Consider the following 12,671-nt stretch of genomic DNA (forward strand, 5'->3'; position numbering starts at 1 on the left):
AGATTTGAGATGACTTTGAGGAAGGCTTATGTTGGATCAGAATCGTATTCGTCTTATGACGAATCTTGCCCGTTATGAAGACGGTGCGGGAAAAGAAGATCTGCGGATCAGTAAGTATTACCGCGGTGATTATATTGGACTTGGGCTGCTAAAGAATTTTATACTTACCACAATCGGATACTTTCTCGTGTGGGGCGCCATCATTGCTTATAACATGGAATACCTGCTGGATAATCTTCATAAAGTTAATATGTCGGTGGTAATTCTGGAGTTTGTAATCGGATATTTATTGTTCCTGATCCTGTATTCGGTTGTTACATATATCAGAAAGCGCCGCAGGTATGAAGAAGCGAGGGAGAATGTGAAGAATTATTATGACGGTTTGAATGAACTGGCCCGGCTCTACGGACAGGACGAGCAGAGAGGGAAAAAGAAGGAGCCGCGGGGAGGTGTCCATTCATGACGTTTTTTTTGGAATTTAAGGAAAAACTAAAATCATTTTATACAAAGAGCAGTGTGTATCTGAACCCTGTATTGAAATTCGGCCTTGCACTTGTTGTGTTTATCAACATCAATATGATGCTGGGTTTTCTGCCGCAGCTGAACAGTGTTTTTGTAGTGCTGATCCTTGCTCTGCTGTGTGCGATCCTGCCGATCACGGCGATCATGGTCTTTGGATGTTTTCTGATCGTTGGCCACTGTTATGCCGTCGGTATTGAAGTTGCAGCGTTCGCATTGGTCCTGTTGCTGCTTCTGATGATCCTGTATCTTAGATTTTCCCGCAGAGATGCTCTTGCACTTGTACTGACTCCGCTCGCGTTTCAGCTTCAGATACCGTGTGCGCTTCCCATTGCTTACGGTCTGACCGGAAATGCGGGTTCCTGCGTATCGGTTTCCTGCGGGGCTGTATTGTATTACTTTATGCGTCTTGTGAGTGATAAAGCCGTTTTGCTTCAGGATGGTGAGATAAAAGAACTGGCGCAGAGGCTTACGACACTCCTCGACGGTCTGGTTCAGAACCAGGAGATGTGGATGACCGTGATCACGTTTATCGCTGTGACGCTGGTAGTCTTTTGTATCCGGAGGGCATCAGCCGATTACGCATGGACAATCGCTATCTTTAGCGGCGGGGTTCTGTATCTGATCCTTATGATCATCGGAGGCTTTTTCCTGGATATGGCAGGTTCAATTGCCGTATTGATTGCAGGTACGGCGGTATCCGTGATCCTGCTGCTGATCCTGGAATTTTTTGTGTTTAACGTAGATTATTCCAGGGCGGAATATCTGCAGTATGAGGATGATGAGTATTACTATTACGTGAAAGCGATTCCAAAGATGAGGATTTCCAGGCCGGAGCGTTCCGTAAAGACGATCGAAGCAGACAATGACATTCCGGAAAATCTGGAAGATAAGCTGGAGAAATCACTGAAAGATATTCATATCCATTGAAAAATATGAATTTAACCTGAAAATCAAATCTGATAAAAACTATGGAAAGGAAGTGACTGCGTGGAAAAATATATTGAACTACTAAAGCGGTACTGGGTTAATCTTTCTCTTCCGAAGTCCATAGAAGTTATAGACATCATACAGATCCTCCTGATCGCGGTGTTTGTTTACTATGTCATGCTGTGGGTAAAAAGTACCCGCGCATATACGCTGCTCAAAGGGCTGATGATGGTAGTCGTATTTTTGATACTTGCCTACCTGCTTCATATGGATGTTCTCATTTGGATTTTTACAAACCTCGGTGTTGTCGCCATCACTGCGCTGATCATCATCTTTCAGCCGGAGCTCAGAAGGGCGCTGGAGCAGCTGGGAGAGAAGAATATGATTAACTCGCTGCTGCGTTTTGACAATACGAAGGTTGAGGAGTGGAAGATCAGCGATACGACGATCAATGAGCTGATACGCGCGGCGTATGATATGGGTGAAGTCAAGACGGGCGCGCTGATTGTGATTGAGAATAATGTGATTCTGCGGGAATATGAGAAGACAGGAATCCCGCTGGATTCAGTTCTGACGAGTCAGCTGCTGATCAATATCTTTGAGCATAATACCCCGCTCCATGACGGTGCCGTCATTGTGCGTCATAACCGGGTGGTGGCCGCGACGTGTTATCTGCCGCTTTCCGACAATCTGACACTGAACAAAAATCTGGGAACGAGACACAGAGCCGGCGTCGGAATCAGTGAAGTCAGCGATGCGCTGACGATCATCGTGTCCGAGGAGACCGGGAATGTTTCTTATACACTGGGAGGGAAGATTTACACAGGCGCAGCGCCGAATGAACTGAGAGAGCAGCTCTATAAACTTCAGAAAAAAAATCCGGGAGATGAAACCGGCAGGAAAAGATGGAGAGGGAGGGTGAAAAATGCAGAAAAAATTCACAAATAACCTGCTCCTGAAGATTGTGTCGGTTGTGATCGCGGTATTCGTATGGCTGATCATCGTAAATATTAACGACCCGGTGGTAGTCAGAAGTTATAACGTTCCCGTGACGATCCAGAATGGAGCGTACATCGAGAGCGGAGGAAAGACATATCTGGTGGATGACGAACAGCAGATGGCGACTGTGATCCTAAAGGGGAACAGCTCTGTTGTTGAGAACAGGTTAAAAGATATTGTTGCCGTTGCCGATCTGACCCAGATCGTCAACATGGATACGACTCCGGTCATGGTGCCGATCACGGCGACATGTGACAGGGTGCCGGCGGAAAACATTACAGTCATACCGAAGACGATGGCGATTCAGATCGAAGACGTTGAGAGCAAGGACTTTACTATCAGCGTCAATGTGGAGAACGACAAGCAGGGAAAAGGATATGAAGTGGGGACGGCGGAAGCCTCTCCGGAGAAAGTGACGATATCCGGACCGGCTTCCCTCATCGGAAAAATCGACCGGGTGGATGCACCTGTGGATGCTTCGGGTATTAAGCAGGATACAACGGTGACATCCAGTCTTAAGGTGATCGATAAGAATCAGGATTCCATTTCTGATACCAAGATGAGTTACCTGAAATTTGATATTGGAGAACCGGTGGTGGATGTGCATGTGGATCTCTGGTCGGTCCGGGATGAGGTGAAACTGAACGTGAACTATATGGGAGAACCTGCGGAGGGGTATCAGATCGGCAATGTTTCGATCACCCCGTCTACGATTTCCGTTGCCGGGACGGACGAAGCACTTGCAAATCTTGCGCAGAACGGGTATACGATCGATCTGCCGGCGGGTGCGGTCGTGGTTGACGGACAGGAGAAAGACTTTGAGACAAAACTGAATCTTTCCGATTATATGCCGGATGGGCTCAGAGTAACGAATAACGTGAAAACGGCGATTGTCAATATGAGTATCATACCGATCGGAAGCAAGCAGCTGACGCTGCAGACGAAGAATATCAGTGTGCAGAATCTGGATGAGAATCTCAGAGTTGTCTTTGACACAGATAAAATTGTGATCGGGGTGAAAGCCGATGACAGTACACTGGGTGCTTTGACTGAAAGCGCGATTGCCATGAGTGTGGATATGAGGGATATGGGAACCGGTGATTATGAAGTGCCGGTCAATATAGCTCTTCCGGCGGGCTGTGAGCTGCTGGAGCCGGTGGAAACACTGGTACATGTGTCGAAGCTGGAATAAAGAAACAGGGGTGAAATTATGGTAAGTCAGAAAGTCATCATTCAAAATCCGTCAGGACTCCACCTGAAACCTGCAGGGTTGTTGTGCAATCTCGCGATCCGCTACAAGGCGCTGGTTACATTTACCTATAAAAAGGGCACAGCCAATGCAAAAAGTGTGCTGAGCGTACTCGGTGCCTGTGTGAAATGCGGGGATGAAATTGAACTTGTATGTGAGGGTCCGGATGAGCAGGAAGCGCTGGATTCACTCGTGGAGGCTATTGAGAGCGGTCTCGGCGAACATCGCAGCTGACGGAAGCGGGAGTGACATAAAAAAGGAAGATTACCACGGGTCTGGTGACCGGGGGCAATCTTCCTTTTTTGTTTCCGTAAAATCTACGATTTCAGTGAATCACGGTATGAACAGTAAGTAGGGTCGAAGAGACAAAGTTCGTCCAGCGTATCGAATTCCAGGATCGCATGTTCGGGATATTCCTTAATGTAGAGCGTGAGTTCTGCAAGATGTTTCATATAAATGTTTTCCCACATCAGACTTCTCGTGGCGGGAAGGTCATATTCGGCCTCCAGGATCCGCAGGAACTGATTAGAAAATTCCTCGTCAAACAGTACGTGTCCCAGCATATACCAGGAATCACTGCCCCCGATCTGAACATCTGTGATTTTTCCGGTGGAATCTGTTGTCAGGCAGTATTCTTCTGTAGGTCCCTGGGCATACAGCGCAGAATAGTAAGGCAGGGTGCCGTCCGGGGAAAAGGGATTGTCCGGGAAGTAATTGTCAGAAGAGCAGATAAAAGTGTTTGCGAGTACGCTGCGCGCGGCCCAGACGGAAGAATGATTGTTCCGTTCCTGATATTCCCTGTTTTCGATCAGGGTGACATTCCATTTCCCGGTAAGATATTGAAACTGTTCCTTCAGATATCCGGTTACAATGTAAATATCATGGATACCGGCCTCTTTCAGCTGCCGGATCTGCCGCTCGATCAGGACTTCTCCGCGGACTGTCAGCAGAGCCTTTGGCGTCTTCAGTGACAGCGGAGCGAATCTGGACGCAAAACCAGCAGCCAGTATCACGGCGTTATCTATATCGAATGTTGATGTCTGCATGCGCTACCTCCTTGGTGTGCATTCATTTTATGCCAATGCCCGTCTTCTGTCAAGTTTGCCGGAATTTGACTCGGATTATGGCGTGTAGAAATATGTTGACCGAGATTAACAATATGTTTATAATAGGATTCAAAGCTTGCAAACTGGCATGAGCCATCAGGAAAGGATATGGAATGGTGCAAAATATGGAGTTAACACAGCAGGGCGAAGCGCTGGTCAGCGTCATTGTGCCCATTTACAATGCTGAAAAACATATTAGAAAATGTGTTGATTCTCTGGTGAATCAGACTTATCAGAATACAGAAATTATACTGGTGGATGACGGTTCACCGGATACTTCCGGAAAGATTTGTGATGAATATGCCGGAAAATATGACAGAGTCAAAGTGATCCACAAAAGCAACGGGGGGGTGAGCGCCGCAAGGAATACCGGTATGAGCGCGGCCTCCGGCCAGTATATACATTTCTGCGATGCGGATGACTGGATAGAGCCGGAAACGTATTCCGACATCGTACCGAAGCTCGTTGAGGAGGATGCGGATGTGGCGCTTTTTGGCTGGTATGTGGATACTGAGAACAAAGGTGTCATTTCTTCAGTCAGCAGGACGGATCATGCCCTGGACGGTGTCGGGGATCAGTATGATATTTTTCATGGAATGCTTATTATATGCGGCAATGCCGGCGGTCTGAAGGGGTATGGCAATTTTATATGGAATAAAATCTATAAAAAAGAATCCCTTATGGATGAGAACGGCAATCTGATTTTGTTTGATGAAACGATAAAAGTTGCAGAAGATGGAATATGGCTGATGTATGCCGGGCAAAATTGGAACAAAGGTGTATTTGCCAGAAAGGCTTATTATCATTATTATACCAATAATGAGAGCGTAATGAATACAGCCGGAAACTTCAGCAGTACAAGACTGGCCTCACAGCAGGCCCATATGAGGATGCTGGATATTCTCAAAGATTTTAACCGGGATTATTATGAGATCCACCGCCAGGCATGTATAACGTATTTCTGGATTGTGGCAAAGTCAAACCCGGCGGGAAAAACCCCGGAATTCGTGGCACAGGTTATCAGCAATATCATTGCGATCAACGACGGCGTCTGTCCGGAAGCGCTGGCGGCAGATGTCCTCAGCGCATTAAAGACAGCTGCCAGATACAGATGGCTGAATAACCGTCTGCCGGTTAAGATGGCAATGAAGGTTATGACGATGTTTGATAAAGTGAAAAAACGTATATCATAAGATATACTGTTCTGAAGGACCAGGAGGAAAATATGTATTCAAAAACAAAAAATGTTCAATATCTGATCGCATTAATGAAAGCACATAATGTTCGTCACGTTGTGCTGTCACCGGGCGGAAGAAATATACCGATCAATCACTGCCTTGAACAGGATGAATTTTTTACTTGCTATTCTGTTGTGGATGAGCGTAGTGCAGCATACTTTGCGATCGGCCTCTCTCAGCAGCTTGGAAATGAAATCGTGGGAATCTGCTGTACGTCATCCGTCGCGGCAAGCAATTATACCCCGGGTATTACAGAGGCATTTTATCTCAGAGTGCCGCTTCTTGTAATAACTGCCGACAGAAATCCGAACATGCTGGAACAGATGGAGAACCAAATGATCAACCAGGTTGACATGTTCCGCAATTTCTGTAAAAAATGTGTAAACCTTCCGGTTGTCAAAGACGAAGATGATGCATGGGCTTGTCAGAGAATGATAAACGAGGCGCTCCTTGAAGTCAGGCATCATGGGAATGGACCTGTTCAGGTCAATATTCCGATTCCGAAGGATCTCGGTATTTTTACAGAACCAAAGCTTCCTGATGTAAAAGTGATCAGAAGATTTGATTATATGAGAGATATGGATAAGTGGAAGGAAATGGCAGTCAGGCTTAAAAAAGCGAGCAGGATCATGGTTGTCTGCGGTGAACATATCCCTCCACAGAGAAAAGAACTTGATGACATGATGAGGTTTGCGAAAAAATACAACTGTGTGATCGCAACGGAACACATTTCCAATGTTGAGTGTGAAGGCGCGCTGAATATATTTGGCGCTGCTGAGGTGATGCCATTTAAATCATTTGACGAGTACCTGCCGGAAATCGTGATTTCGATCGGAGGAAATTTTGTCTCCCGGATCAAAGACCTGCTGATCGGGAAGCATGGACAGTTCGAGCACTGGTCAGTCGATGAGGGCGGCAGAGTGTGCGATATGTTTAAGAGCCTGACCGCAATCTTTGAGTGTACTTCGGCAGATTTCTTTGCGTACTTCGCGAATGAAGCGTCAGCCATGATGGCAAACGATCGAAAATATTATGATAAATGGGCAGAAGCCAGGGTGAGAGCGGAATTCCCTGATTTCCCGTTCAGTAATTCTTATGCGATCAAAGCGCTTGCCAGGAAGATACCGGCGAGATCACTGATGCATCTGGGAATTCTAAATTCAACCAGGATCATGCAGCAATGCGAGGTTGCGGAAGGTGTTACTGCGTACAGTAACATCGGTGCATTCGGTATAGATGGTTCTATGTCCACATTTGTGGGGCAGTCTGTGATCGCTGCGGATAAACTTTGTTTCCTTGTGATTGGTGACCTGAGCTTTTTCTATGATATGAATGCTTTGCAGATCCGTCATCTCGGAAAAAATGTCAGAATTATGCTTATCAATAACAGCGGTGCTGCGGAATTCCATTATTTTATCGGGGAAAAGGTCATTCCGACACTGAATCAGCACATTGCGGCTGAACATTTTACCAGTGCTCAGGGCTGGGTCGAGAGCAAGAATTTCAGGTATTACTCTGCGAAGACTACGGAGGAGCTTGATTCTGTGCTGGACGAGTTTATCAATCCTTCTGCTGACAGACCTGCCTTCCTGGAAGTCTTCACCGATAAGAAGTATGATGCAGACAGCCTCAAAGAACATTGCTTTAAAATGAGACAGCCCAACACTGCGGCGCCGATCAAAAGCAAGATGAAGACGGCCCTGGGGAATATTATTTCAGGTGCAGGCGGAAAAAAGAACTGAGGACGGATAATCCATGAATTCAATTACTTTAAATAACGGGAATCAAATACCACAGATGATGTTTGGATCTTTTCAGATGAATGAACAGGCGGATATGGACGCCGTTGTAAAAACGGCTGTTGACAACGGCGTGTTGGGGTTTGATACATCACCGAGCTACAGAACAGAAGAGATGCTCTCTGCAGCTGTGCGGGGACTCATTGCCAAGAGAGAAGGGCTTTCGAGGAGTGATTTCTTTCTGGACACCAAGATTGACGAGTGGCAGATGATAGCCAAAAAGGGGGAGATCCGCCCTTTCGTGGAAAAATGTCTGGAAAAAACAAATCTGGATTACTGGGACCTTATCCTGATCCACTGGCCTCAGCCGGACTATTATACAAAAACGTGGCTTGCGATGGAGAAGCTGTATGAGGAGGGTATTGTAAAAAATATCGGAGTCTGCAATTTCTCTGTGAGGCATTTTAAAGGTCTTGAGAGAGCAGGAGCCAACGTCGTTCCTGCTGTTATGCAGAATGAGGTACATCCCCTGAATACGGAGAATGAGGTACTTGAATACTGTGAGGAAAATCATATTACGGTTCAGGCATACAGTCCGCTGTGCCGTATGATACCGGAAATAAGAGAAAATGAACTTCTTAATCATCTCGCTGAGAAATACGGCGTATCCCTTGCACAGATCATACTGCGCTGGCATATAGAGCGCGGACTGGTGCCCGTTGTTAAGACGAGCAGCGAGAAAAGAGTAAAGGAAAATACGGATATTTTTTCTTTTGCACTTTCGGAGGAGGACAGAGATGCGATTACTGGTCTGGACAGCCATTTTAAGATCTTTCTTGAGTCAAGATGCTGTCCAGGGTATTAAGGGGATTCGATGATGCTAAAAAAAATATATAGGAAAGTTCGCGAATTTGCGAAGAAAAACCTGAAATTAACAGTGGCAGCTGCAATCGTTCTGGCGCTGGTCTTTCTGACACTGGTTTTTACCATGACGGTTGGGATTATACCCGCGATTGTTGCAGACGCTTTGCTGATCCTGATCTGCGGAGCAGTTTTGCTCACCGATAAGCTCAGTGTAAGATGGTGGACCAGGGAGAAGCCGGCCGGCTTTTTTCAGGATCTGCGGTGGAGAAATGTTCCCGGACTGGTTGTAGGATCGACGAAAGCGTGGAAGTACATTGATTTTTCGCGATTTAATGGCGGAATTTATAATTGTGTGACGTATAAGCGGTCATTTTATATGGATTTTGCGATGCTGAAGACCTATTTCAGCCATGTGAAGAAAAATGGAAAGGTCTTCATAGTCTTTGATTATTCGGAAGCTGAAGAGCTCGGATGGGCCATAAGTCCCCGGGACTGGAGCTATATTCATCCTCATTTGTTTCTTGCGCTTGGGAAAACGGCAGATAAGAAAAAAAACAGCCATCCCCTGTTTTATTATCCGAAACAGACAATCGGATATGTATGTGCGCGGATTTTAAAAGAACTGGGATTTTATAAAAAAACTACCTGGAAACGCTCGAATGACATGAATCTGGATATCGACACGGAACAAGTTCAGAAGAGAATTTCCGCGATAGAAAAGATGCTGTGTTTCTGCTGGGAGAGAGACCTTGTTCCGGAACTTGTGCTGCTTAATGGCAGCAGGAAAAATAATTGTGCAAATGAGATTATCAGAGCTACTTTTGCGCCAAAGTATTATCAGCTTGACGTCATAGCTGTGGATAATGCCGGAGAACTGAATAGCTATATCAATCAGAAAATACAACAGTAAGCCGGCAGCGGTATGGTTAATGAGGATATTCTCTGTGTATGAGCAGCCGCTTATATACAGGGGTATCCTTATCGTCGTTGTACAGGCAGTATTGCTGGCTGTATGGCATTACCGTCCTGTCTGACAAAAAGAGGAAACGTGAAAAGATTGAAAAGCTTTTTAGAATATGCTATGATTCCATGTGACTTGACCTACAAAGGAGAAATGTATGTGTAAAATTAGTGTGATCGTGCCGGTTTACAAGGTTGAACGTTATCTGCGCACCTGCCTGGACAGTCTTGTAAACCAGACACTTGAAGATATTGAAATTATTGCTGTTAATGATGGGAGCCCGGACAACAGTCCGGCGATTCTGGAAGAATACGAAAAGAAATATTCACCGAAAGTAAGAGTATATTCCATTGAAAATCATGGCGTGAGCTATGCAAGAAATTACGGGGCAGACAGGGCGAACGGAGAGTACCTGCTGTTTGTGGACAGTGATGATTTTGTGGAGCCTCAGATGTGTGAAGTGCTCTATGAAAAAGCATCAGGCGACGGCAATGATATTGTACTCTGCAATAGAAACAATATATACGAAAACCCGGGAGGGAAGGACACTGTAAATAAAAACTTTATGATGACGGCAAGTCAGAACTTTACGATTTCACAGTATCCGTTCGAACTATGCTGGATTTCCCCGTTTCCGTGGGATAAGCTGGTAAGACGGGAATTGTTTCTGTCTGTAAAATTTACAGAGAATATGCGTTTTGAGGATCTTGCATATGTGTTGAAGCTTGCATGTGTGGCGAAAAATATTGGTGTGGTGAAGGACCATCTCTATAATTATCGCCGAACGACAACAGGCGGTTTTTTGAATTCATTTTCTGAAGACACGCTTGATATTGTCAAGGCGTTTGATGATGTTATGAGTTTTATGAAGGAGCATGAGTTTGATGTATGCTACAGGGAAGAATTGGCTTACATCTGTACCCGCCATTTTTTCTACCGTTATCCGGCACTGTTTTATATTAAGGAAGCAAGTCTGAAATTGAAAAAGCGAATGGTGAAAGAGACACATGATTTCCTGGACCGTAACTTCCCCGACTGGAGAGAAAACCACTATTTAAAATATTCCAGTTCACCGGCTGTTAAAAAACGCCTGAAGCTATATTGCAGCAGAAACAAAATGCTTATATCAGTTACTTTAAACAGAATAGTGCCTCAGGGTATCCAGCAGAGGGTGAGAGCGCTCGGAAAGAAAATATCAGGTTTTCTGCATGAGTTAAAGCACGCGAGGTCAAGGAAAAGAGTAATTGCGCAGAAGCTTAAATTTCTTCGTGTGTTTCGGAGGTCTGCGGGTTATGATTACACACTTGCCTGCCTGAAATCAGGTGTCAGTAAAAAGCAGATTTTTCTGGAGTCAAGCCGTGGAGAGGACATCGGGAGCGATATTTTTCATATGATCCGCATCTTCCACAGACCGGAATTCGAAGAGTATCAGATTTTGCTTGCGGTCAGTGAGAAAAGCAGGCAAAAGTGGGAAAAACTCTCACAAATGTATCAGCTGGACAGAGTGCAGACCTTAGAAGTCAATTCGCAGGCTTACACCGAGGCGCTTGCGGCATCCGGCTATCTGATTACAGATACACCGCTGCCTGGATACTTTGTGAAAAGAGAGGGGCAGGTGTATTTCCATATTCCAAACGAAACTCCCTTGAAAATGCTGGGAAGGCAGGTACAGGGACGCGAATTTGCACTGGGAGATGAGCAGAGAAACTCTTTGATCTCAGACGTGATGCTGTTTCAGAACGAATATTCCAGAGATATTTTCCTGGATGATTATATGCTGCACAACATTTATCCGGGAAAGATCATGCTTGCAGGGCATCCGCGCAGCAGTGCACTGATTCAGGGTGAGATGTCTGAACGCATCATCCGGGATTGTGGTCTGAGCGGAAAACAGGTGATCGCTTACATGCCGGTCTGGCGGGGCGCGCAGATTAAAAAGAATTTTGAGATACAGTTGAAGATCATTTATCAGTATCTGTCACAGATTGACAGGCTTCTTACGGATGACCAACTGTTTTTTGTAAAACTGCATCCGTACGTGGCAGATGCTGTTGACTATTCCGTTTACCGGCATATCCGTTCGTTTCCGGAAGAGTATGAGACATATGACTTTTTAAGTGCAGCGGATGTTCTGGTCACGGACTATTCAGGGGTGATGTTTGACTTTGGGGTTACCGGCAGGAAAATGATTCTGTTTACATATGACCGGGAAGCGTATCTCAGCGAGAACGGGATGTACATTGATCTCGATGATTTAGGACTGCCGATAGTCGATACGGCTGAAACACTGATATCTGAGATTGCGGAGCCGAATGCCGGATATGGGGAATTCCGGGAGAGATACTGTTCTTTTGACGTTGCCGATACGGCTGAGAAAGTATGCCGTTCTCTGGTGTCTGTCGGAGGCGGTGTGGAGACAGAAAGTGCTGAGACTGCGGCAAAACGGGAAAAGGTTCTGATTTATCTGGATAATATTTCGGACAAAATAAACTTCAGTAAGCTGATCCAGGAAATCAATCAGGTAAATACCAATGAGTGCGACTATTATATCTGCTTTAAAGAAAGTGCGGCACAGAAAAACACCCTGGTGCTGCGGGAACTTAAAAAAGAGATCGGATATCTGCCGCTTGCCGGAGGACTTGATGCAACAAACGGTGAACTCGCCGCGCGGAGGATGTATCTGAGACTTGGAATGAAAAACGGCATGATCAACAGAAAGATGAAGCGTCTGTGTGAGAGAGAGCTGAAGAAGTATTTTGGAAATGCTGAGTTCGATTATGTTATATACTTTAACGGAATGAGTCTTATGAATCTGAAAATGCTGAGCTATATGCATGGCAAAAAGATCTGCAATCTTACGAAGTTTTCATTAGAGTCCTATCAGAATAAGAAAGCCTACCGCTCGAAGGTGGATTCAATGATGAAAGGAAAAGCAGGATTTGATGTATATTGTATCAATCAGGAATTTACAGGAACCGGAATTTATCAAAAGACAAAAAACAAGGAAAACTACCGTGTTATGGATCTGGATCACAGCAGCATCCGTAGAATGATGGAGGTGTGACA

The 12,671-nt window shown here is 45.4% G+C and carries 11 protein-coding genes; 10 read left to right on the top strand and 1 reads right to left on the bottom strand.

Translation table 11 applies throughout. From position 1 onward, the window contains the following. Positions 1-28: 28 nt before the first annotated feature. Genes NQ502_RS13460 through NQ502_RS13480 form a run of 5 tightly spaced genes read left to right on the top strand, consistent with a single transcriptional unit; the run spans position 29 to position 3,931 of the window. Positions 29-463, top strand: a complete 435-nt coding sequence (locus tag NQ502_RS13460; RefSeq protein ID WP_028528179.1) for a hypothetical protein — start codon at positions 29-31, stop codon at positions 461-463. After that, the gene (locus NQ502_RS13465; RefSeq protein WP_044983134.1) at positions 460-1,449 is read left to right on the top strand and encodes a hypothetical protein; all 990 of its coding nucleotides are present in this window, start codon (positions 460-462) and stop codon (positions 1,447-1,449) included. The genes NQ502_RS13460 and NQ502_RS13465 overlap by 4 nt, the downstream gene beginning before the upstream one ends. 60 nt (positions 1,450-1,509) lie before the next feature. Then, positions 1,510-2,397, top strand: coding sequence for a diadenylate cyclase CdaA (cdaA, locus tag NQ502_RS13470; RefSeq protein ID WP_028528180.1), 888 nt, complete (start codon positions 1,510-1,512; stop codon positions 2,395-2,397). Further along, complete coding sequence (locus NQ502_RS13475; protein ID WP_028528181.1) at positions 2,375-3,640, top strand: CdaR family protein; 1,266 nt, start codon at positions 2,375-2,377, stop codon at positions 3,638-3,640. Before cdaA ends, NQ502_RS13475 begins: the two co-directional genes overlap by 23 nt. A gap of 18 nt (positions 3,641-3,658) precedes the next feature. Then, a complete protein-coding gene (locus NQ502_RS13480; protein ID WP_028528182.1) occupies positions 3,659-3,931 on the top strand; it encodes an HPr family phosphocarrier protein in 273 nt (90 codons plus the stop codon). Between the two features lie 83 nt (positions 3,932-4,014). Here NQ502_RS13480 and NQ502_RS13485 read toward each other — a convergent pair whose 3' ends face one another. Next, positions 4,015-4,743: an NTP transferase domain-containing protein gene (locus tag NQ502_RS13485; RefSeq protein ID WP_049898082.1), complete on the bottom strand. Its 729-nt coding sequence runs from the start codon at positions 4,741-4,743 to the stop codon at positions 4,015-4,017. Positions 4,744-4,916: 173 nt separating this feature from the next. Here NQ502_RS13485 and NQ502_RS13490 point away from each other — a divergent pair, with 173 nt between their 5' ends. The 5 genes from NQ502_RS13490 to NQ502_RS13510 all read left to right on the top strand — a co-directional run bounded on the left by NQ502_RS13490 (position 4,917) and on the right by NQ502_RS13510 (position 12,669). Then, the gene (locus tag NQ502_RS13490; protein ID WP_049898083.1) at positions 4,917-5,996 is read left to right on the top strand and encodes a glycosyltransferase family 2 protein; all 1,080 of its coding nucleotides are present in this window, start codon (positions 4,917-4,919) and stop codon (positions 5,994-5,996) included. Between the two features lie 32 nt (positions 5,997-6,028). Beyond that, on the top strand, positions 6,029-7,783 hold the full coding sequence (gene menD / locus NQ502_RS13495) for a 2-succinyl-5-enolpyruvyl-6-hydroxy-3-cyclohexene-1-carboxylic-acid synthase (protein WP_049898084.1): 1,755 nt from the start codon (positions 6,029-6,031) through the stop codon (positions 7,781-7,783). A gap of 13 nt (positions 7,784-7,796) precedes the next feature. Then, on the top strand, positions 7,797-8,645 hold the full coding sequence (locus NQ502_RS13500; protein ID WP_028528183.1) for an aldo/keto reductase: 849 nt from the start codon (positions 7,797-7,799) through the stop codon (positions 8,643-8,645). 9 nt (positions 8,646-8,654) lie between these two features. Further along, positions 8,655-9,554, top strand: a complete 900-nt coding sequence (locus tag NQ502_RS13505) for a hypothetical protein (protein WP_148511908.1) — start codon at positions 8,655-8,657, stop codon at positions 9,552-9,554. A gap of 208 nt (positions 9,555-9,762) precedes the next feature. Then, positions 9,763-12,669, top strand: a complete 2,907-nt coding sequence (locus tag NQ502_RS13510) for a bifunctional glycosyltransferase/CDP-glycerol:glycerophosphate glycerophosphotransferase (protein ID WP_028528185.1) — start codon at positions 9,763-9,765, stop codon at positions 12,667-12,669. Positions 12,670-12,671 lie beyond the last annotated feature (2 nt).

Source organism: Ruminococcus gauvreauii (assembly GCF_025151995.1).
In the GTDB taxonomy this organism is placed as follows: Bacteria; Bacillota; Clostridia; order Lachnospirales; family Lachnospiraceae; genus Ruminococcus_G; species Ruminococcus_G gauvreauii.

What these genes read in the sequence shown, in the direction of transcription:
- NQ502_RS13460 (WP_028528179.1), top strand. Translation starts at nt 29, where the DNA reads ATGTTGGATCAGAATCGTATTCGTCTTATGACGAATCTTGCCCGTTAT.
- NQ502_RS13465 (WP_044983134.1), top strand. Translation starts at nt 460, where the DNA reads ATGACGTTTTTTTTGGAATTTAAGGAAAAACTAAAATCATTTTATACA.
- NQ502_RS13475 (WP_028528181.1), top strand. Translation starts at nt 2,375, where the DNA reads ATGCAGAAAAAATTCACAAATAACCTGCTCCTGAAGATTGTGTCGGTT.
- NQ502_RS13480 (WP_028528182.1), top strand. Translation starts at nt 3,659, where the DNA reads ATGGTAAGTCAGAAAGTCATCATTCAAAATCCGTCAGGACTCCACCTG.
- NQ502_RS13485 (WP_049898082.1), bottom strand. Translation starts at nt 4,743, where the DNA reads ATGCAGACATCAACATTCGATATAGATAACGCCGTGATACTGGCTGCT.
- NQ502_RS13490 (WP_049898083.1), top strand. Translation starts at nt 4,917, where the DNA reads ATGGTGCAAAATATGGAGTTAACACAGCAGGGCGAAGCGCTGGTCAGC.
- menD (WP_049898084.1), top strand. Translation starts at nt 6,029, where the DNA reads ATGTATTCAAAAACAAAAAATGTTCAATATCTGATCGCATTAATGAAA.
- NQ502_RS13500 (WP_028528183.1), top strand. Translation starts at nt 7,797, where the DNA reads ATGAATTCAATTACTTTAAATAACGGGAATCAAATACCACAGATGATG.
- NQ502_RS13505 (WP_148511908.1), top strand. Translation starts at nt 8,655, where the DNA reads ATGATGCTAAAAAAAATATATAGGAAAGTTCGCGAATTTGCGAAGAAA.
- NQ502_RS13510 (WP_028528185.1), top strand. Translation starts at nt 9,763, where the DNA reads ATGTGTAAAATTAGTGTGATCGTGCCGGTTTACAAGGTTGAACGTTAT.